19 protein-coding genes are annotated in these 20,986 nt (G+C 67.0%); 2 read left to right on the top strand and 17 right to left on the bottom strand.

Annotated features, from left to right (window positions below; all coding sequences use genetic code 11):
• Nucleotides 1–32: 32 nt before the first annotated feature.
• From C0J29_RS15465 to C0J29_RS15415, 11 genes are all read right to left on the bottom strand, one after another.
• On the bottom strand, nt 33–1,220 hold the full coding sequence (locus C0J29_RS15465; protein ID WP_120794750.1) for a PPE family protein: 1,188 nt from the start codon (nt 1,218–1,220) through the stop codon (nt 33–35).
• A gap of 93 nt (nt 1,221–1,313) precedes the next feature.
• A complete protein-coding gene (locus tag C0J29_RS15460) occupies nt 1,314–2,576 on the bottom strand; it encodes a PPE family protein (RefSeq protein ID WP_120792851.1) in 1,263 nt (420 codons plus the stop codon).
• 468 nt (nt 2,577–3,044) lie between these two features.
• Nucleotides 3,045–4,880, bottom strand: coding sequence for a type VII secretion AAA-ATPase EccA (gene eccA, locus C0J29_RS15455; protein WP_065049612.1), 1,836 nt, complete (start codon nt 4,878–4,880; stop codon nt 3,045–3,047).
• A complete protein-coding gene (eccE, locus tag C0J29_RS15450; protein ID WP_065164898.1) occupies nt 4,877–6,103 on the bottom strand; it encodes a type VII secretion protein EccE in 1,227 nt (408 codons plus the stop codon). The genes eccA and eccE overlap by 4 nt, the downstream gene beginning before the upstream one ends.
• On the bottom strand, nt 6,100–7,905 hold the full coding sequence (gene mycP / locus C0J29_RS15445) for a type VII secretion-associated serine protease mycosin (protein ID WP_120792850.1): 1,806 nt from the start codon (nt 7,903–7,905) through the stop codon (nt 6,100–6,102). The genes eccE and mycP overlap by 4 nt, the downstream gene beginning before the upstream one ends.
• Nucleotides 7,883–9,394 (bottom strand): type VII secretion integral membrane protein EccD, encoded by a 1,512-nt coding sequence (gene eccD, locus C0J29_RS15440; RefSeq protein WP_120792849.1) that lies wholly within the window; start codon nt 9,392–9,394, stop codon nt 7,883–7,885. The genes mycP and eccD overlap by 23 nt, the downstream gene beginning before the upstream one ends.
• A gap of 276 nt (nt 9,395–9,670) precedes the next feature.
• On the bottom strand, nt 9,671–10,573 hold the full coding sequence (locus C0J29_RS15435) for an ESX secretion-associated protein EspG (RefSeq protein WP_065049604.1): 903 nt from the start codon (nt 10,571–10,573) through the stop codon (nt 9,671–9,673).
• A 98-nt stretch (nt 10,574–10,671) separates the two neighbouring features.
• Nucleotides 10,672–10,956: a WXG100 family type VII secretion target gene (locus C0J29_RS15430; RefSeq protein ID WP_065049602.1), complete on the bottom strand. Its 285-nt coding sequence runs from the start codon at nt 10,954–10,956 to the stop codon at nt 10,672–10,674.
• 29 nt (nt 10,957–10,985) lie between these two features.
• The gene (locus C0J29_RS15425; protein WP_120792848.1) at nt 10,986–11,282 is read right to left on the bottom strand and encodes a WXG100 family type VII secretion target; all 297 of its coding nucleotides are present in this window, start codon (nt 11,280–11,282) and stop codon (nt 10,986–10,988) included.
• A 313-nt stretch (nt 11,283–11,595) separates the two neighbouring features.
• Nucleotides 11,596–11,895: a type VII secretion system ESX-5 target PE19 gene (locus C0J29_RS15420; RefSeq protein WP_065049600.1), complete on the bottom strand. Its 300-nt coding sequence runs from the start codon at nt 11,893–11,895 to the stop codon at nt 11,596–11,598.
• Between the two features lie 255 nt (nt 11,896–12,150).
• A complete protein-coding gene (locus tag C0J29_RS15415; protein WP_231513378.1) occupies nt 12,151–12,447 on the bottom strand; it encodes a DUF732 domain-containing protein in 297 nt (98 codons plus the stop codon).
• A 317-nt stretch (nt 12,448–12,764) separates the two neighbouring features.
• On the opposite strand from C0J29_RS15415, the gene pstS reads away from it, so the two are divergent.
• Complete coding sequence (pstS, locus tag C0J29_RS15410) at nt 12,765–13,868, top strand: phosphate ABC transporter substrate-binding protein PstS (RefSeq protein ID WP_120792847.1); 1,104 nt, start codon at nt 12,765–12,767, stop codon at nt 13,866–13,868.
• 14 nt (nt 13,869–13,882) lie between these two features.
• Here the strand turns inward: pstS and C0J29_RS15405 are convergent, their stop codons facing one another.
• The 3 genes from C0J29_RS15405 to C0J29_RS15395 all read right to left on the bottom strand — a co-directional run bounded on the left by C0J29_RS15405 (nt 13,883) and on the right by C0J29_RS15395 (nt 16,686).
• Complete coding sequence (locus C0J29_RS15405; protein WP_120792846.1) at nt 13,883–15,103, bottom strand: PPE family protein; 1,221 nt, start codon at nt 15,101–15,103, stop codon at nt 13,883–13,885.
• Between the two features lie 37 nt (nt 15,104–15,140).
• On the bottom strand, nt 15,141–16,343 hold the full coding sequence (locus C0J29_RS15400; protein WP_120794749.1) for a PPE family protein: 1,203 nt from the start codon (nt 16,341–16,343) through the stop codon (nt 15,141–15,143).
• Nucleotides 16,344–16,491: 148 nt separating this feature from the next.
• Nucleotides 16,492–16,686, bottom strand: a complete 195-nt coding sequence (locus C0J29_RS15395; protein WP_065049594.1) for a ferredoxin — start codon at nt 16,684–16,686, stop codon at nt 16,492–16,494.
• A 55-nt stretch (nt 16,687–16,741) separates the two neighbouring features.
• On the opposite strand from C0J29_RS15395, the gene C0J29_RS15390 reads away from it, so the two are divergent.
• Nucleotides 16,742–17,917 (top strand): cytochrome P450, encoded by a 1,176-nt coding sequence (locus C0J29_RS15390; RefSeq protein WP_120792845.1) that lies wholly within the window; start codon nt 16,742–16,744, stop codon nt 17,915–17,917.
• Here the strand turns inward: C0J29_RS15390 and C0J29_RS15385 are convergent.
• The 3 genes from C0J29_RS15385 to C0J29_RS15375 form a co-directional block, all read right to left on the bottom strand.
• A complete protein-coding gene (locus tag C0J29_RS15385) occupies nt 17,914–19,140 on the bottom strand; it encodes a PPE family protein (RefSeq protein WP_120792844.1) in 1,227 nt (408 codons plus the stop codon). The genes C0J29_RS15390 and C0J29_RS15385 overlap by 4 nt on opposite strands.
• Nucleotides 19,141–19,149: 9 nt before the next feature.
• Entirely contained in the window at nt 19,150–19,449 is a 300-nt protein-coding gene (locus C0J29_RS15380) for a PE family protein (protein ID WP_065049588.1), read from the bottom strand.
• Nucleotides 19,450–19,524: 75 nt separating this feature from the next.
• Nucleotides 19,525–20,748 (bottom strand): PPE family protein, encoded by a 1,224-nt coding sequence (locus C0J29_RS15375; protein ID WP_277950722.1) that lies wholly within the window; start codon nt 20,746–20,748, stop codon nt 19,525–19,527.
• Between the last annotated feature and the right edge of the window lie 238 nt (nt 20,749–20,986).

The raw sequence follows: 20,986 nt of genomic DNA, 5'->3' as shown, positions 1-20,986 counted from the left end.
GGTGGCAATTAATGCGAGAACGCGTTGCGGGTTCAGCCCGCCGCCACCGGCCGCGGCATGATCGTCAGCTTGAACCCGTAGCGCGGACCGTTGCCCCAGTTGCGGGAGTAGGCGGCGGGCGCGGGCATGCCGGGCATGCCGGGCATGCCGGCCCCGGCTTCTGGTGCGGCGGTGACGGCCGCACCGGAGGCGGGTACCGCGCGGTTTGCGACCTCGACCGCCGTGGTCCAACTCGGCGGCACGGACAGCCGGCCGACGAAGGAAGCCTGATTGACTCCGGCGCCCACACCGCCGGACTGCGAGGCGGTCAGGCCCGCCGTGGCGGACGAGGCATCAGCGGCGGCAGGGGCGGCCTCGGCTGCCCCGTCGGCCACGGCCTCGACGTCGGCGAGCGCGTCGGTCGTGGCAGGGAAGATGATTGTGGGCGAGATGAATTGGGCCGCGACGATCCCGTTCACCAGATTTGAGTTGAGGAAGATTCCGTAGGGGTTACCGTCGTTGCCGTCCAGGAAGTTCAGGATGTCGGCGAGCAACCCGGTCTGCGGGATGTTGTCGAATGGCGAGGCGGCTGCCGGAGATGCCAGTTGCTGCAGGCTCCCGGGCACCGTGGACATCAGTTGCGGCAGCTCAGTCTGCGTGACGGCGGAACCCGACGCTTGGGAGACGGCTGCCGCCTGGGCCGCCGGGCCGCCCGGATTGGTGGTCTGGTCGGGTTCGCGGAACGGCGTCAGCGTCGCAGCCTCCGCGGCGTTGGCGGCATACACGTACATCGCCGTCGCATCCTGGGCCCACATCTCCGCATATTCGGCTTCGGTAGCCGCGATCGCGGGCGTGTTGATGCCCAGGAAGTTGGTGGCCACCAGCATCAACAGCTGTGCCCGGTTGGCGGCGACGACAGCCGGCGGCACCGTCATCGCGAATGCCGCTTCATATGCGGCCGCGGCCGCGGCCGCCTGACCGGCGGTCTGCTCTGCCTGCAGGCCGGTCGCGCTCATCCACGTCACGTACGGAACGACGGCGGCGGTCATCGCCGCGGACGCCGGCCCCAGCCAGCCGTCACTGACCAGAGCCGAAATCACCGACTCGTAAGCCGTTGCGGCCAAGCGCATTTCATCGGCGATTTCATTCCAGGCCGTCACAGCGGCAAGCAGCGGCGCTGAACCGGGCCCGGTATACATTCGCAGCGAGTTAATTTCAGGTGGGAGTGCTCCAAAATCCAATGCCAGCACCTCCTTTCGCCAACCGTGATCGTGTTGTCGGCATCGGCAGCCGCAACTGAGCGGAACCGATCACACGCGGCGGTCTCCCTCCTGTCATCCAGCGGCGGGCGGGCGCCCCATGATCGTCGGCCGGAACCCGTAGCGCGGAGGATTGCCGAAGTTGTTGCCGTACATGCCGGCAGCCGGCATACCGGGGAAGCCGGGCATGCCCGCGGCGGCCTGCGGCGCAACCGCGGTACTGGTCCACCCGCCACCGGGTGCGGCCGTGCCGGCGTGGTTGGCCACCGCGGTGGCTGCCGTCCAGGTCTGCGGAACGGATAACCGCCCGACCACCGCCGATTGGTTGATTCCGGCCGTCACCCCGCCCCCCGTGGTGAACGAGGCCTCGGCCACATCCATCAGTGGGGGGAGGTTGGTGGGGTTGGCCGGAGAATTCGCCGGTATCCAGGAAGCGTTTCCCTCACCGGACCCCATCGGGGGTATCGCCTGCTGCTGTGCCCCGAGGGCCACCGCGTTGATGTCCGCCAGCCCCGCGAAGGCCGCCGGGGCCACGATCGCGGGGCTGACGTAGCCGGCCGAGACGAACCCGTTGACCAGCGAGGAATTCAGGAAGATTCCGTACGGATTGCCGTCGTTGCCGTCCAGGAAATTCAGCAGGTCAGCGAGCAGTCCGGACCCCGGAAAGGCATCCAGTGCCGCCGCCGGCGCCGAAAGCCCTTGCAGGGCAGACGGAACCGAGGACATCAGTTGTGGGAGCTGCGATTGCACGGTGCCCACCGCGGTACCGGCCGCCTGCGTCACCGCGGTCGCCTGGCCGGCCTGCCCGGCCGGGTCGGTGACCTGTGGTGGCGCGCTGAACGGTGTCAGTGTCGACGCGGCCGCCGAACTGGTGGCATAGCCGTACATCGCCGCCGCATCCTGAGCCCACATTTCGCCGTAAGCGGCCTCGTTCGCCGCAATCGCCGAGGTGTTCTGGCCGATCAGATTGGTTGCCACCAGCAGTTGCAACTCGGCGCGGTTAGCGGCGACGACCGGCGGGGGCACCGTCATGGCGTATGCGGACTCGTATGCTCCGGCCGCGGCCGCCGCCTGGGTGGCGGCTTCCTCTGCCTTGACCCCGGTCAGGGTCATCCAGGTCAGATACGGGGTGATTGCGGCCAGCATGGCCTCCGAGGCGGGCCCCCGCCAACCGTCGTCGGTCAGAATCGAGACGACGGTGTCGTATGCGGCGGCCGTCGACTGCAGTTCGGTGGCTAACCGCTCCCAGGCCGATACCGCGGCCAGCATCGGTGCCGACCCGGGCCCGGAGTACATGCGCAGCGAGTTGACTTCCGGTGGGAATGCGCCAAAATCCATTGTCACCGCCTCCTCAGCCGATCACAGTAACGTGGGTAACAGCGGAATATGTTGCAGCGCAAGCGATTCTAAGATTAGACATCGGACTTCTCCTGTGGGATAGTCCGACCCGGCTACGGGACTTGGCCGCTGAGGTGGTGTCGGGGTGCTGCCGATAACACTGGCGCCGTGGGCGCCGCGTGTCCGGATTGTCGCGCCAGCCGATTCCGACGACGGGAAAGCGCCGTGACCGGATCGGGAAGAATGGTCATCGAATTCGCAGAGACGTTCCCGGTTGGTTCAGTGCGGCCCCACCTCCCGTCACCGTCGGGCACACGGGAGCGCCGCCGTGGCCAGGTACGCCTACCCCTCTCGCCTAGCTCGAGTTGCACACAGCGTATCCGGCCGAAGCCTCACCGGCAGGGCATTAACCACAACGTATTCGGCGCGCCGCGGACGTTTCCGGGGCGCGCCGCAGCTGACGGGGTCCTACTTGTTCTTGCGCTCCTCGGCGACCGCGGCGCTGAGTCCCTCGGCGAGGTCGTCGCGGGTGAGCTCACGGAAACGGCGCAACTGGGCTTCGCTGAACTCGGTGAAGTCACTGTTGAGCACCGCGTCCAGGTCCTCGTCATCAAGCCGGAAGCTGCGGTGGTCGCGCGCCTTCTCCACCACATTGCGGACGAAGCCGGCGTTGCCGAGCATGTCGATGCCGCGAATCAGGTCGCCGTCCTCGGAGTACGTCTCGTCGTTGTAGAACTTGGTGTAGGACGGCAGCAACACCGAGGCCTCTTCCTCGGTGATGACGTCCTCGTTCTCCCGGCCCATCAGCACGGTCAGCGCGACGAGTTCCTCGGGCGTGTAGCTGAAGAACTCGATGACGGTCGAAAAGCGCCGTCGCAGACCCTGATTGACCTCGAGCATCTTTTCCATGGCTTTGGCGTATCCGGCGCCGAACACCACCAGCTCGTCGCGATGGTTCTCCATGTACAGCAGCAGGGTGTTGATGATGGCGTTGCCGTACGGGTCGCCCTGCTGGTAGCCCTTCTCGTGCAGGGTGTGCATCTCGTCGAAGAACACCGCGCCGCCCAGCGCGCCCTCGAGCATCTCCTCGGCGTTCTTCTCGGCGTCGGCCATGTAGCGGCCCAGCAGCTTCGTGCGGCTGGTCTCCACGACCAGCGGTTTGCGCAGCACCGTGAGGCCGCACAACTGCTTGGCGAACGCCCGGGCGACCGATGTCTTGCCGGTGCCGGGCGGCCCGAGCAACAGGGTGTGCCGGGACGTCAACGGAACCGGGAGTCCCATCTTCGCCCGCGCCAGATTCACCTTGGTGGTCGACTTGATCAGCTTGATTTCGCGCTTGGCCTGCTCCATGCCCAGCATCGCGTTGAGCTCGGCATCGCCCTCGGCCAGATACTTCGCCGCTTCCACGGCATGGCGGGCGGCTTCGGTCTGGGCGCGCGATGGTGCGCTCTCCGGATCCCAGGGATCGGTGCGCGCCTCGATCGTCTCCGGGTCGGTCAGGACCAGGCGGAAGTTCGGGTTGTCCAGCGCTTCGCGGGCCGGGGTGAATTTCGCGTCGCGCGAATACACGCGGCGCAGCAGTTCGACGGCTTCCTCTTCGCGGCCCACGTGCCGCAGGCACATGCCCTGGGTGTACAGGGCGATGTTGGCCGCACCCGGCACCCGGTCGCCCTCAATGGCGTCCTGTCCGCGCCGGAAGGCCTCCTCGAAGACTCCGAGCGAAGCCAGCGCGGTGGTGGCCATGGCCGCCCCCGCCGCCTTCAGCTCGGGGTGCCGCCAGGGTGTGGCCTCCGGGAACTGCGTCAGCACGTCCGGCCAGCGCTTGGTGCGGAAGTAGAGCACGCCCCGCACATACGTCACCAGTTCCGTGTCGAACGGGTGCCGGGGCTCGGTCGAGTCGAGCAGCTCGGCGGCTTCCTTGTAGCGCTTGTTCTCGGCCAGCACCGCGGCGTAGGCGCAGGCCAGCGAATCCACACTGGTGACGGCCAGACGCAGGAACAGCCCGTCGGACACCTCGGGACGGAACTGCAGGTCAGTGACGCCGAGCCGGCGGGTCTCCCACCCGAAGGTCCTTACCGCCGCCCAGGCTCCGGCCAGCACCTCGAGGCTCTGGTCACCGGCCAGGATGCGCGCCAGCCACGCGTCGCACATACCTGGGTCGAGCTTGGTGGCGGTGGTGAACATCTGCGCCGCGACCTGCGGGTTATGGCTCGGCTGCAGTCCGTTGACCGAGATGCCCGAAGCCAGGAGTCCGGCGACCATAGCGTTTCTGGCATCTTCGGCGGCTGACTGCGCGCGGGTCATGGTGCTGATGAGCTTGTTGCGTGCTCCGGCTCGTGACTCACTGGCAACTCCAGCTCGTCGTGGTCGCGCAGGTCGCGGCCCGGTATGACCAGGGGGGGACGGGAAGACGGCGCAGGCAGGCTGGCCCGCACCGCCGCCAGCTGGCGTCCGGTGAGGCGGTTGAGCCCCGCGGTGAGATCCCGGGGCAGCCGGGACTCACTGTGGTAGCGCACGAACGCCGACAGTTGCGGCCGTCTGGCGCGAGTCGTCAGTCGCATGGTGAGAACTGTAGCGCCCACCTCCGGGGCGTCCGAAAGCCAGAGGCTTTCCAGCGTTTCGGAGTCGATATCGGCAGGCGTCACCCAGAAACTGGTGACGAAGCCGTTGAAGTGCTTGAGGTGCCGCCAACCAGGCCGGCTCCAGGTCGGCTCCAGGTCGGCCAGCACGGCGGAGTCGACCTCCGCCAGCTCATCGGCCGTCAGCGGGCGGGCCGTACACGTCAGCCCATCCAGATCCTGAACCAGCCGCTCGGTGGCTGCGACCAGCGTCGCGGCCAGCGAGTCACGGCACACCACGGCTGCGACGTTGCGTTGCGGGTTCATCCGCAACACCAGCCAGGTGCGGCGCCGGTCCGCGGCCGGCCGATCGCCGGCGCCTTCGTTCGCCTCCCAGCCTTCAGGCTGCCACTCCTCGAGCGAGGCCGAGGCCCGGGCGACTGCCGCGCCACCGCGCACCTGAACCGACACGATGTCAATGCCGTCCAGGTGAATATCGAACTGGCGCAACCCATCTGCGACGGCAGCCACCGGCAGGAACGGGGCCGCTCCCCCGGCGACGGCGCGGTGCCGGTGGCGGCCGGACGGGTCGCCGTCGCCGCCGTCCACCTCGACCACGGCAACCAGTTGCCCGCGGTACTCGCGGACGCCTACCGTGTCACGGCCGAAGCGACGCTTGAAGTCGGTGGCCGGCGTGCACCCGGCGCCCAGGGCGGTGCCGGGATCGGCGGACCAGTCCCACAGCCAGGCGGCCACACCGGAGGCCACCGTGATGCCGTGATAACTGACGATCGACAGCAGCGTCACCAGGACCGCCAGGCCGACGCCGACCCACCACGCCACCCGGTTCTCGCCCTGCCACGAATCCGGGGCGTGGCTGGCGAGTACCAGGATGAGCAAGTCGACCAGGAAGACCGAGGTCAGACGCGGCCAGGACAACGACAAACCTAACTTGCGCTGCGCCTTCATCGTTGTTTCCGCGATCGTCGCATCAAAGAAGCTGTACCGAACACTGCTCCGCCTATCAGTAATGCCGCAGCCAGGCCCCCGGTGGCCACCCACACCGGCGCCATGTTGCGCGGGGCGGGCGGCTTCGGCAGCGACAGCGGCGCCGAGAGTTGTTTAGGTGCCTGCGACGGTCCTTGCGGGACGTCCCATGTCAATGCCGCGACCGGGTCGACCACACCGTAACCGACCTGATTGTCGACGCCCCGGGCGGGCGGCCTGGCCGTGTGGATCAGCCGCTGCATCACCTGATACGACGACAGTTCAGGGAACTTGGCCCGCACGAGTGCGGCCACCCCGGACACGATCGCGGTCGCGAAGCTGGTGCCCGCGGGAACCAGCAACGTGTTGTCCGGACCGTCGATCGCGTTGATCAATCCGTCGTCGCGGGGCGAGAGCCCCATGACGTCGGTCCCGGGTGCCGAGATCGACACCCACGGCCCGGCGATGCTCATCTGCGACAGCGGTTGACCGCTGGTGTCGACGGCGCCGACGGTGAGCACGTAGTCGCTGAACCACGAGGGGGTCACCACCGTGGTCACGGCGTTCCAGGCGCGGGGGTCGTTGGGCGACAGCGGGTCGAAGATGGTGTTCTGCTTGCAGTCCTTCTTGCTGCTGTCGCCGGCCGCCGCCACGATCAGTGCGTTCTTGTCGACCGCGGCGTAATGCACCGCGGCACCCAGCGTGCGCTGGTCCACCACGTTGCGGGCACTCATGCAGGTCACATCGGAGATGTTGATCACCGAAGCTCCCATGTTGGCGGCGTGCACGATCGCGCGCGCCATGGTCTCGACGCTGTCGATCTTGGCCACCGTCTGCGGGTCCTCGTCTCCGGTATAGGCGTCCTTGAGGCCGAAAGCCTGGCTGGACTGCCGGATCGAGATCAACTCCACCTCCGGTGCGATCCCACTGAACGCGTCCGGGGGTGCCGCATTGGGACTCGGCGGCGGTGGCGGGGGCGGGGTGGACGAGGAAGACGAGGTAGACGGCGCCGGGCTGGTGGTCGTCGACGGAGCCAGCGGGTGCGGATTGCGCGGATGGTCCACGGGAAGCACCTTCCCGCCGCCCGCATAACCGGGGATTGTCACCGTGCCGCCCCCGCGGTTGCCCGAGGGAGCCTGCCCCGGACCGGGAGCCGGGCCGGGCCCGGCCCCTTCCGACGGCGATGGCGGTGGTGCCGGAATCATCGTGATGGTCGGGCCGGGCACCGGTGACAGCGTCACGGTCTGCGGTGGCGGCGGCTTCTCGGTGGTCGGAATGGTCACCGGCCGGCGCGGCGACGCCGGCGGAGGCGCGGCCCCGTTGGCGGGCGCCCCACCGATCATCGAGGCCACCAAGGTGCCGTGGGCGTCACAGTCAGACAGCCCGTCTCCGCCCGCCATGACGTAGTCGCCACCCGGAATCAGGCGCGGCAACCTCGGGTGCGGAGTGACCCCGGTGTCGATGACGGCGACCTTGATCCCCTCGCCGCGGCCGAACTGCCACGCCTCATTGAGATTCAACATCTCCATGTACTTCGGCGGCACCTTGAAGTCGGTGCCGGGCATTACCCCGACCTCCGTGCAGTAGGAGTTCTGCTTCATGGGTGCGACCGGCCCGGGCGGGCTGTCAGGAGGAAGCGCCCCCGGATCGATCGTCGGAGGCGCAATCGCATATGCAGGAGGCATCCCGGCGAGCGCGCCGGAGGTCAGCAGCATCGCGGCGACGGTCGCGCTGAACGCGCGACCGCGCCGCGAGCGGCTGCTACCGGTATCGGATCGCTGCATAGACATTCATCAACCACAATGCCAGCGGGAAGATCGGCATGAGGCAGAGGTACTCGAGCCATTCCACGAACTTGCGGAACAGCGGGCTGTAGATGGTGTTCGGTACGACGGCGGCAGCCGTCAGACCGGCGGCCGGCAGCGCCACCAGGATTGCCGCGGAAATCGACACCGACAGCGGCGAGGCGAGCACGAGCGCGTAGCGCACCAGCACCGCCGCGATGATCAGCACGCCGGTAGTGGCCAGGGTGATGGCCTGCCAGCGGTCCACGTAGGAGCGGCCGCGCAGCAGCAGGAACCCGGCGCTGAAGCTGGCCAGCAGCAGCGGCAGCCACCGCTCGTGGGTGTGCGGGTTGGACAACGCGGTCAGGCACACGACCATCAGGACACCGAGGCCCACCAGCAGGCCACTGAGGAACGACCGTGCCCGCTCGGCCTGCAGCAGCACGTCGCGAACCGAGGCCGGTCCCTCCAGGGTCGGCGGGCCGCCCTCGGAGCGCACCACGGTGGTCGGCAGGTCGGGCCGGGCCTCGAACACCCAGCGGCTGGTCGCGGAGGGGAACACCGGCAGCCGGATCCCCGCCAGGCGCCGGGACAGCGCCGGAGCGGCGTGGTAGAGGATCACGCAGGCCAGCACCAGGCAGGACAGCATGGTCACAGCACTGGTGGCCGCCACCATCCTGGCCAGGCTGGCGATGGTCACCAGCGAGGCCACCGTCACGATCGCGGTGTAGATGGACAGCCGGCGCCCGGTGAACCGCAGCGCCAGCGCCGCCGCCACCGTCAGGACACCGAAGCCGAGCACGGCCTGCGGAGACCCGACCGGCCCGGGCGGCGCCGCAGCGGCCGCAACCGTCACCGGAACCAGGCCGCTCATCAGCATGATGTCGGCGGCCCGGCGGTCCGCGTCCGTCTTGGCGCGCATCAGGAGCATCACCGAAACGGTCAGCACCAGGGCGGCGACGATCGCGGTGAAGATGGTGGTCAGCCAGGTGTTGTGGTGCCAGCGCCACCAGCCGAGCACTCCGGAGGCCAGAATCACGCCGGACGCCACCATGGTGGCACCGACCTGAACGGCGACGACCGGGTCGATCGCCGCGAACCGCTTGCTGAGGTTGGCCGAGACGGCGGTCGAAATGTGCTCGATGACCTGTGACCGGTGCTCGGTGTCGTTGACGAACCGGATCCACAGCCGGTCGCCGTCGTAGACATCCTGCTCGGTCAGCGACTGGGTGGCGCGCAGCGGCGTGCCGTCAACCAGGCACAGCGCCCACCGGCCGCGGCCGGTGGCCTCCAGCGGGGTCTCCCCCAGCTCCCGGAGCCGGCTGTTGATCACCTTCAACAGTGGGTCGGTCATCACCGAAACCGGGGCGTTGGCGTCCAACAGAACGCCGATCTGCACCCCCTCGCCGGCCATGATTCCGACGACCACAGCCCGGGGCGACGAAACGCCCTCAATGTCAGTCTGTGGCGCATCAGCTACTGCGGTCATCGTCCTGCACCCCCTGCCTCAGCGAATGAATTGGTTGTCGACGGCGTGCGGGGCTGTGCCGGTGCAGTGGCCGGGGCGGCTGCGACTCTGCAGCCCCCGTAGCGCTGCGGCTGGACTGACTCCGACTTCATTTGCCTCGCCTCGCGGTTATCGGTTGTGGTTGACGTATTGCGTTTCTGTTGTGCAGCCCGTTCCAGAGCAGTATGCCGTGTTGGCATCTCGCTCGCATTTTATGTTCAAAAATGGTGTTGCACTGCGCGTTTGGTAACGGCGCTGTTAAACCCTGCTGTGTGATTTCCACTCGCCGTACGGCAAAGTGTCCAAAACTGTCTTCACGCCAACTTGGACCAACTGCGGGGTGGCCGGGCAAATAGCTAGCCACGCCTCGCCGGAACCCGCCGTGCGGGCCTGTTGGTAGAGCGCGATACGGCCGCCGGACCCGTCCTTCAGGGACAGGACGGAGGCGCTCGGGCCCTTGGCGTCGTCCCGGTACTGGCGCGCGTACACCGCAACCTCGGCAGCGGGGTCGGACAATGCCTGACCCAGCGCGGCCACCGTGGAGGCGCTGATGCCCATGCGTCGCAGATCGCCGCCCGAAAAGACGTTGAAGCCGGACTCCTGCCACGACTTGGTGGCCTCCAGCATTTCTTCCAGGGGCACGTTGACGGCGTTGATCGCCGCCGGGTCGGCGTGATGGATCGACTCGAGACCGTCGATCACCAGCGCAGCGATCGAGGCACTGTCCGAGACGACGACGTCGTCCACGGTGATGTCGTTGCCCACCCGCACCGCGGAAACCCAGTGGTTGGCACGGCGGGCCAACACCACCCGGAACTCGTTCTCGGGGATATCCCGCGAGCCGGGGGGCTGGTTCTCGTCGTCGACCACGCCGTAGAGCAGCTTGCCGCGCGACAACAGCGCGACGACCTCGATGTCCGGCGCGGCAAGCACCTTCATCCGGGCGGCCACCTGCTCGTTGACCGTGTCGCCGACGACGATGCCCTGCTCGCGCATGACCGCCATACCCGGGTGCTCGTTGAGCCAGTCATTGTTGTCGGTGGATACGTAAGGCCGGCACCTCAACTCCGGCGCGACATGCCGGATATCCAGCAACGCCTGAAGCATCCAGAAGCCGTCAACGTTGACGGTGATGTCGGTGCGGGTGCTCTGTTGATCCATCCCTACCTCAATGATCTTTTCTTATTCGGACTTCCAGTTAACTGCAGGACACGGCAGCACACCAGTGATTGGTGTGCTGCCGCGCCTGGAGTTCGGTTTTAGGCCCAGCTGGAGCCGACGGCGCTGTCGGTCTGCGCCATGTTGTTGCCGGCTGACTGAACCTTCTGGCCGTGGGCGTTGGCCTGCTCGTAGATCACCTGGAAGTTGCGGCCCAACTGGGCGATGAACTCCTGGCAAGCCACCGAACCGGCGCCGCCCCAGAAGTCACCGGCAGCCAGCACATCGCGAACGATGGACTGGTGCTCGGCCTCCAAGTTGGCGGCCTGTGCGCGGATGAGCGCACCGTGGGCGTCGACGTCGCCGAACTGGTAATTGATCGTCATTTTCCGAAGTCCTTTCCTGGGTCCCGTACTTAGCTGCCGAGGATCTGCTGGGAGGCCTGCTCTTGCTGCTCGTAGTTGTTCGCGTCGCGGATCAGTCCGTCACGAACGCCGTGCAGCATGTTGACGATGTTGCGGAAGGCCGTGTTCATCTGGCCCATGGTGTCCAGCGAGGTGGCCGAGGCCAGACCGCTCCAGCCCGCACCCGAGATGTTCTGCGAGGACGCCCACATGCGACGGGCCTCGTCCTCGACGGTCTGGGCGTGGGTCTCGAACCGGCCCGCCATGTCGCGCATCGCGTGCGGGTCGGTCATGAAACGTGCAGTCACCTGATTTCTCCTTTAACTCGTTACTGCTGATCGGTTAGTTAAGGCACGATGGCCGATCGGCTACACGCGGACGTATCCGCCGACCGGTAGTACTGCGAATCTCCCCTTTCGGTCAGCCGGCGGCCACCGGGTGCTCCACGGTCGGAAAGGTGTCGAACCCGGACGCCGATGTCCAGGTTGACGGCGAATGCAGGTGATCAGTGAGTGATGGCCCCGACCGGCCGTCAAACTCCGAAATCACCGCCTGGTGGGACGACGCAGTGGAACTCACGTTCGCGGCTGTCCGTCCCCAAATCTCAAAGTGCCGAGCCGGTCACTGGGCGGCTGCGGCGTTGGCGGCCTCGGTGGCCGCGTAGGAACCAGAGCTGGTCGACAAGGTGTTGACGAACATCTCGTGGATGGCCGCGGCCTGAGCGCTGACGGCCTGGTACATCTGGGCGTGCGCGGCGAACTGAGCCGCAGTCAGTGCTGAGACCTCATCGGCTGCGGCAGGAACCACCCCCGTGGTCGGTGCCGCGGCGGCAGCGTTCTGAGCGCTCATCGTGGTGCCGATACCCTGCAGGTTTCCGGCCGCAGCGGCCAGCGCCTCCGGCTGTGTAGTCACGAACGACATGCTGTTTCCTCCCTAAATTCATCCCAGCAACCGCTCCCTGGACGAGAGTAGATGACTGCATGGTGCCAGGTCGCCTTCGACGCCGCCTGGTCGACATTTGTTCACTAGACGGCAATACGAGTTGACCCCTCGTAACGACACAGTAACAGCGCCTGACCTGCTCCGGAGGTCACTCGCGGCAGTTCACGGGAACCTCTTGGCCCGCTGCCGGGTCCTGCGCCGCGAGCTGCGTCTATGACCGCCGGTGCCCCGGCCTCAGGCGGCGGGCAATTCGGCTTTGTGGCGGGGGCAGTAGGCGTCGATCGCCGCACCGACGAAGAAGCCGGAGTGGTAGGCGGGCATGCTGCTGCTGTTCAGCACGTCGTTCGCAACATCGCTGGGTGACATGCCGTTGTCGAGTTTGACGCAGACGAAATGCCCGGCCTCGATCGCGTGCGCATTGGAAACGTGGTCGATGATGCCTTCGGACTTCAGTTCGGCGATGAACTTGTCGTCAGTCGTATCGGCGTGTGCGGTCGCAACCGCCAGCGGGCCGAGCAAAGCGAGCAGCACTGCCGGCACGATACGACGCGAATACATTCGGCGGCTCCCACCACTTCGGCTTTATCTGTGCCTCAATTTTCGCGAGTCGCGGACCCGTGTTCCAGTTGAGCGGTAGTTGTACTTTTTTTGTTTACCCGCCGGCTACTTCGGCGCCGCGGCGGGCGGTGGTCGCCGGGATGCGCCGCTGGTAGTCATCCGTTCACATGCGAGTTGCGGCGCCGCCACTCGCCATTAATTTCCGGCCGACGCAATTCCAGTAGGGTTTTTTCCTGCGCTCCGGCAGAAACGCAGTTTATGGAGTTACTTTGTCGAATATGAGGAACTAATTGCTCAACAATCGATTCCGCCCTTTCTGGATCGTGTTTGCTGTCGCCGTTCTGCTGACCTCTGGATGTGGGGGTCAGGATCGGCCGGGCGCAAAGGGACCCGATGGTGGTTCCCCGGTGAGATGTGGTGGGAAAAAGACCCTGACGGCCAGCGGGTCAACGGCGCAGGCCAACGCGATGACCCGGTTCGTCAAAGCGTTCGAGCAGGCCTGTCCCGGGCAGACCACGCATTACACCGCCGACGGGTCCGGAGCGGGAATTCGTGCCTTCCTGGACAACCAAACCGACTTCGGTGGCTCGGACTCGCCGTTGAGCCCGGATGAATATGCCGACGCCCAACGCCGTTGTGCTGCGCCGGCGTGGAACCTGCCGGTGGTGTTCGGGCCGGTCGCGATCACGTATCGCGTGAACGGGGTGCCGGTGCTGACCCTGGATGGACCGACCGCGGCCAAGATCTTCAACGGATCCATCGTTACCTGGAACGATCCCGCGATCGTGGCGCTGAATCCCGCCGCCACGTTGCCCGCCGAGCCGATTCATGTGGTGTTCCGCAGTGACGAGTCAGGTACGTCGGACAACTTCCAGCGGTACCTCGACACGGCCGGCGGCAAGGCCTGGGGCAAGGGCGCCGGCAAAGAGTTCAGAGGCGGAGTCGGAGAAGGGGCCGTGGGCAACGAGGGCACCGCGACGGCTGTCCAGCGCACCGAAGGGGCGATCAGCTACAACGAATGGTCGTTCGCGCAGGAGCAGCGGCTGGACATGGCCAGAATCGTCACGTCCGCCGGTCCGGAACCGGTCGCCATCAGCGCCGAATCGGTGGCGAAGACGATCGCCTCGGCCGGCATCGTCAACAAGAGCAACGACCTCGTTCTGGACACGATCTCGTTCTATCGGCCCACCCAGCCCGGTTCGTATCCGATCGTGCTGGCAACCTACGAGGTGGTCTGTTCGAAGTACCCCGATGCCCAAGTGGGCGAGGGGGTCCGGGCATTCCTGCAGAGCACCATCGGACCGGGTCAGCAAGGGTTGGCGGACAACGGTTACATCCCCATCCCGGACGCGTTCAGGTCGCGACTGTCGCCCGCGGTGAACGCCATCTCCTGAGGAACGAACGCGCTTCAGCCCACCGGCAGTTGGCGCGGCATCACGGTGGGTTTGAACCCGTACCTCGGGGCCGCGCCCGCCCCCCGGGCATTGCCGCCGCCACCAACAGGCATGCCGCTCAACACATTTCCGCCTCCGGACCCGGCGGACTCGGCGGCGGTGATCGGTTCACTGATCATCTGTACGGCCGGGCGAACGGTCGGTGCCGCCGACGCGCCCGGCCACGACGACGGAACGGCCAGGTGCCCGATGTGAGCGCCGTTGCCCAGGCCCGCCGCCACCTGCCCGCCGGCGCCGAGACCGGCGGTGAGTGGGGGCACCGGCACAGCAGCCGCCGCGGACGGAGCCGCCCCGCCCAGCAGACCCGCCGACTTGGCCATCTGAACACCGAAGTTGCCCATCCCGACGCTGAAGTACGGAAGCCCTTCGGTGTTGTAGAAGAAGCTCGCGTAGTTCGAGTAGCCCTGCATGAACGTGCCCAGGTTGTTGGGCAGCGTCGTCTGTCCGGTCAGCAGGAACCAGATTTCGGTGAGGATCGGGAACTGGGTTGCCGTCTCGGTCAACAGTTGCTGCGTTCCCGCCGGGGTGGCCAGCAGGCCCAACTGGCCGGTGACCTGATTGAAGAAGCTCTGCAGCGACTCCTGGACGGAAGCCGCAGGGGCGGCTTGCGCGGCGGCTACCGCCGCGGCCTGCGTACTGGTACCCGCGCTGATCTGCGGAGCGGAAGTGAAGGATTCCAGCTTCGACGCGAGCGCCGACGACGACGCGTATCCGTACATGGTCAAAGCGTTCTGCGCCCACATCTCCGCATATTGGGCCTCCAGCTGGGCGATCAGGCCGTTGTTCAAGCCAAATATGTTGGTCTGCAACGCTTCTGCCAATTCGGCACGGTTGGCCGCCACCAGCGGTGGTGGCACGATCGAGGCGAAAGCCGTCTCGAAGGCGGCCGCGGCCGACTGCGACGCGACGGCGGCACGTTCGGCCTGTCCGGCGGTAACGGTCAGCCAGTCCACATACGGCTCCGCGGCCTGCGCCATCGTTGCCGAGGCCGGACCCAGCCACTCCTCGCTGACCAGCCCACCGAGTACGGCTTCGTAGCCCTGCGCCGTCGACGTGAGTTCGGCGGCCAGGGCGTTCCAAGCCGACGCCGCGGACGCGAAGGAGGTCGCTCCCGGACCGGAATACATCATCGCCGAGGTCACCTCGGGCGGCAGCGCGCCAAAATCGGTTGCCATGTTGCGACTCCTCAATCACTCTGCGAATCAGGAAGATTCATCCGGCTGACGGTGGTCGGGTGAGAACGGTGTACCGCAGTCCGTAGCGGACGCCCAGGTTGCCCGTGCGCTGGCCGCCGCGTGCTCCGGACGGGAATCCGCGCAGCGCGGCGTTCACGCCGTTGACGTGGCCGGGCTCGCCCGTTGACGACGCGAAGTGGGCGCCCGTCATGTTCGGCGCGGTGTGTTCGGCGGCGGGCGCACCGGCCCAGCTCGCCGGAACCGAGAGCCCGCCGACCTTGGTGGACGAGGCGATGCTGGCCGACAGGCCCGCTCCGCTGTGGTAATTCCAGCCGCCGGCGCCGAGGGCGGCAAACTGCGGCGTCGGATACCAGGCGCCACCCGAACCTGCCGTCGTACCGAGGCCCGGCTGCAGCTGTTGAGCGATGGACCAGCCGAAGTTGCCGATGCCGACGCCGAAGTAGGCCTGCAACGTTTGCCTGATCGCCGTGTACATGCCCGGATACAGTCCCGCCCAGTTGTTTTCCGGCGTCGGCAGCCAGCCGAGCAGGGGGACGGCGCGAATCGGCGTGTCGGCGATGATCAGTACGTCGGAGGTGCCGGCCGCCTCGGCCACTGCGAGTTGGTGCGCGGCCTGCGGGAGCGCGGCCGAGGAGAGCAACTGCGGAATCGTCGGTGCCGTGCTCTGCGCGGCAGCGTCGGCCGCCACCGGATTGGTGGTGTTTGGGGGCGTCGAGAATCTGCGCAGCTCGGTGGCCAGCGCGGACGACGCGGCGTACCCGTACATCGCGGCCGCGTCCTGGGCCCACATCTCGAGATAATCGGCTTCGGTCGCCGCGATCGCCGGTGTGTTCTGTCCGAAGAAGTTGGTTGCGATCAGCGCCAGCAACAAGACTCGATTGGCAGCGATCACCGGTGGCGGCACCGTGAGGGTGAACGCGGTCTCGTACGCCGCCACCGCCGCCCGGGCCTGGGCGGCCGCGCTCTCGGCCTGCCCCGCGGCAGCACTGAGCCAACTCACAAAGGGTGTCACCGCGGAGAGCATCGACCGGGACGCCGGCCCGACCCATGGGGAGCTGGTCAGTTCGGTGATGATCGACTCGTAACCTGTTGCAGCCAAGAATAATTCGCCGGAGATACCATCCCAGGCCGTAGCCGCGGCCAGCAGCGGACCGGGTCCCGGGCCGCTGTACATGCGGCCGGAATTGATCTCAGGCGGCAACGCCCCGAAGTCGAACAACACCCCTCCTGACGAATGGCGTCGCTATCGCGCGGAGCAGCCTCACGAATCTGGGCTGATTGGAATTTAAAGGCGGGGTTGTGGCTTTGCTTCGGGCAATGCCAACTATTCATTGCCCGTCGACGTCTGTTAATCGAAAGTTCAGACGTCAGTCCGTTTCCAGGATGATCGCCATCTCCGGGCAGGAGGCGGCGCCGTCGCGCGTCAGTTCCTCGTCCCCGGTTGCTACCTCGTGTTCTTCGAGGGTCGAGTATCCCGACTCGTCGATCGGGAACAGATCTGGGTCCACCGCGTAACACTGTGCGTGTCCAACGCATTTCGACCGGTCGAGACGAACCTTCACCGGGCAGAGCTTAGTCGCCGCCCACGGCGCTGCGGGGCATGGAAGACTTCGCCTCATGAGCGCTCCGGGTGGCGACCGGTCAGGGTCCTTTCACCTGCCGCGCCTGGAGTACTGCTCGCTCCCGCTGACCGATGACCGGGGCGCCGGCTGGCAGATGCTGCGAGACGCCGGCCCGGTAGTGTTCATGAACGGCTCCTACTACCTGACGCGGCGCGAGGACGTACTCACCGCGTTGCGGAGTCCGGAGCTGTTCTCATCGCGGCTGCTGCAGCCGCCCACGAATCCGCTTCCAGTGCTGCCGCTTTCGTTCGACCCGCCCGAGCACACCCGATACCGCAAGATCTTGCAGCCCTATTTCAGTCCGCAAGCCCTCAGTCAGGCGCGGCCGGTGTTGCAGCGCCACGCGGCCGCGATGATCGCCGGGCTTGCCGATCGCGGTCGGTGCGAGGCGATGGCGGATTTCGCGCGCCTGTACCCCTTCCAGGTGTTCCTCGACCTCTACGGGCTGCCGCTGGCCGATCGCGATCGGCTGATCGCGTGGAAGAACTCCATCATCGGGGACAAACCCTTCCTCAGCATGGCCGAGGCGCAGGAGGGTCAACTCGAACTCTTGAATTATCTGACCGACGCGATTCAACAGCGCCGGCGCCAACCGGGCCCAGACATGTTGTCCGCGATCATGACCGGCCCAGGTGACCTCTCCGATCTGGAACTGCTGGGCATGAGCCACCTGCTGATCCTGGCAGGTCTCGACACGGTGACCGCGGCCATCGGATTCGCCTTGCTGGAACTCGCCCGTAGACCGCAGTTACGCACGGATCTCCGCGACGACCTCCGGCAGATCAGAGTCTTCGTCGAAGAAGTGGTTCGGCTGGAGCCGTCGGCGCCGGTGGCCCCGCGGGTCACGACCGGATTCGTCAACGTCGGCGGAATGACGTTGCCCCCCGGGTCCCAGGTGCGGCTGTGTCTGGCCGCTGTCAACCGCGACCACAGCGACGCGACATCCACCGACGATCTGGTGCTGGACGGAAAGGTGCACCGCCACTGGGGTTTCGGGGGTGGACCGCACCGTTGCCTGGGATCGCATCTGGCCAGAATGGAACTGACCGTGATCGTCGCCGAATGGTTGTGCCAGATCCCCGATTTCGGGCTTGCGGACTCCTATCGGCCCGAAATCGCGTTCCCGTCCAAGACGTTTGCGCTCACCTCACTGCCGCTGGTCTTCGGTTAACCGGCAAACGGCGGTCGCGCCATCACGGTCGGGCGGAATCCGTACTTCTGTCCCCCGGCGGCGGCAGCGCCGGCCCCGAGCCCACCTAAGGGCATGCCGCCCAACAGGTTTCCCGTGGTTTCCGGGGTAGCGCTGACCGTGTTGATCGGAATCGGCGCCGCGTGACTGACGGCCGGACCGAGCGTCGCGATCGCGGGCGGCACCGACAGCTTGCCGACCGACGCAGCCTGCCCGAGACTCGCCGCAACCTGTCCGCCACCGCCGCCCAGCAGGCTCCCCAGCCCGCCCAGGCCGTGGGCAGCGCCGGCGGCGGCCGACGAGGCCGCCGGGGCAAGTCCCTTACTCAGCGACAGCAGCGTGTTGGCCATACCGGTGGAGAAGTACGGCAAACCCTCGATGTTGTAGATGGGACCCGCGAAGTTCCGGAACGCGGTGATCAGCCACTGGGGGTTCAGCGTGGCGTTGCCACCGATGCCGGTGAGCGCCGAGCCGAGCACGGAGTTCGGGTTGAACACGATTCCGGTCAGCGATTCGCTGGTCGGATTCAGCCCGAGCAGGGCCATGTTCCCCGGCGACGCCAGATTGCTCAGCTGGCTCTGGATTCCGCCGAGCAGGTCCGACAGCGTCTGCTGTGCCGACCCGGCGGCGGTCCCGGCGGCCTGCGACACGGCAGCTCCCTGGATGGCCGAGGCGGCCGGGCTGGCCGTCTGCGGGGGCGCGGCGAACGGGGTCACCTTGGCCGCCGACGCCGACGAGCCCGCGTACTGGTACATCGCCGCGGAGTCCTGGGCCCACATCTCGCCGTACTGCGCTTCCAGCGCCGCGATCACGCTGTTGTTCTGGCCGAAGACGTTCGTAGTCATGGCCTGCGCCAATTCGGCGCGGTTGAGCGCAACGAGCTGCGGAGGAACCGTGGCGACGAAGGCGTTCTCATAGGCGGCCGCCGCGGCGGCGGCCTGGCCGGCAGCCTGTTCGGCCTGCGTCGCGGTAGTGCTCATCCACCCGACGTACGGCGAAATCGCCTCTGCCATCGAGGCCGAGGCCGGACCCATCCACTCCTCGCTGGCCAGCCCGGTGACCACCTTGTCGTAGGCGAGCGCGGAGGCGTTCAGTTCCGCGGCCAGCCCGTTCCAGGCGGACGCGGCGGCCACCATGGGCCCGGAGCCGGGCCCCGAATACATCAGTGCCGAATTGATTTCCGGCGGCAATGCCCCGAAATCCATTGCGTGTCCCTATCTGCTCGCGGCCGCGTTGGCGGCCTCGGTGGCTGCATACGATCCGGCGCTGGTGCCCAGGGTGTTGACGAACATCTCGTGGATGGCCGCGGCCTGGGCGCTGACCGCCTGATACATCTGGGCGTGTGCGGCGAATTGGGCTGCCGTCAGCGCTGATACCTCATCGGCGGCGGCCGGAACCACTCCGGTGGTCGCGGCGGCGGCAGCCGCGTTCTGGGCGTTCACGGACGAGCCGATACCTTGCAGGCTGGCCGCGGCCGACGACAGTGCTTCCGGTTGCGTGGTTACGTATGACATCTGATTTCCTCCTCGAATGACGCTGCGAATCAACACTTTTCGGTGCGGGTGAACGTTTGTTGGGACTCCTTCGGGTTATCCGGCCGACGGCGATCGGGTCAGCACGTTGTATTTGAACCCGTATTTGTTGGTGTAGCCGCCGGCGGCGCGACGGCCCATCCCACTGCCCGGCAGTCCGCTGAGCATGCCGTTGGTGGTGGCTTTGGACGCCGTGGCACCGAGGCCGTCGAAACCCGCGGACCCCGGTGGCAACGGCGTCACCTGCGAGACCGTGTTCGCGGCCCAGGTCGGCGGCACCGAGAGCTTGCCGATCGCGCTGGCCTGCCCCCAGCCCGCGGACACCGGTGTCCCCCAGGCGCCGATGGCACCCGGTGGCGGCAATGCACCGCCCAGCGCCGGGTTGGGCGCGGGTGCGCCGGGAAGCATGCCGCCGCCCCATGCGACGAGTGAATTCACCGAGCCCAGTGCGAAGTACGGGTAGTTGGTGACCGAGTTCCAGATGTTCGTGGAGTTTCCGAACGCGGTCGCGATCAGCCCGTTCGGGCCCAGGAACCACGGCGGAAGCGCGACGGAACCCGGCGTGAATGAGAATCCCAGCCCACTCAGAATCTGCTCGATGCCGGTGACCGGGGCAGCGGTGGAGACCGAAGACCCGAGCGCAGTCAACATGGGAGCCAACGCAACAGCCGGTGCGACGGATGCCGCGGCGTTGCCGGCGGGAGTCGCAGCCGCCTGGCCGACAGCGGCCGCCTGCCCGGCCTCCGCGGCGGCGCTGGTGGTCAGCGGCGGTGGCGTGAACGGATTCAGTTGCAGGGCCGTGGCCGAGGAGGCGGCGTAGCTGTACATCGCGACCGCATCCTGAGCCCACATCTCGGCGTAATGCGCCTCCGTCGCCGCAATGGCCGGCGTGTTCTGGCCGAAGAAGTTAGTGGCGATCAGCGCAGCCAGTAAGGCCCGGTTGGCCGCGATGACCGGCGGCGGCACCGTCATGGCGAATGCGGCGTCGTAGGCGGCGGCCGCGGCCCGGGCCTGCATCGCGGCCTGCTCCGCGTGCTCTGCGGTGGCGGTCATCCATGCCACGTATGGCGCGGCCGCGGCCACCATCGACTGGGACGCCGGCCCCACCCACGGTGAGCCGGTCAGCTCGGTGATCACCGAGCTGTATCCCGTTGCGGCCGTATCCATTTCGGCGGCGAGTCCATCCCAGCCGGCCGCAGCGGCCAGCATCGGCCCCGAGCCTGGGCCGGTATAGATCCGTCCCGAGTTGATTTCGGGCGGTAAAGCTCCGAAGTCCAACACCACCCCTCCTCAGCCAGCCGGGACCGCGGTGGCGGTCTCGGTGTTGGCATTGGCATTGTTCGGGCCGTATCCGGCCCATGCAGCTGCGTTGCTGCAATTGCTCCCCCATGCGGTGACCCGGCGAAGTGCTGCGGGTCGTCAATTCAGCGCCGGCCCGGTGAAAATCCACCTCCGCCAAACGAAACGCTCCTCCAACCTGCGAAAAGGTGGAAGATATTAGCATCGTCAGCGATTGTTC

This window comes from Mycobacterium paragordonae, from assembly GCF_003614435.1.
In the GTDB taxonomy this organism is placed as follows: Bacteria; Actinomycetota; Actinomycetes; order Mycobacteriales; family Mycobacteriaceae; genus Mycobacterium; species Mycobacterium paragordonae.
This window is presented reverse-complemented; position numbering and strand designations above follow the sequence as displayed.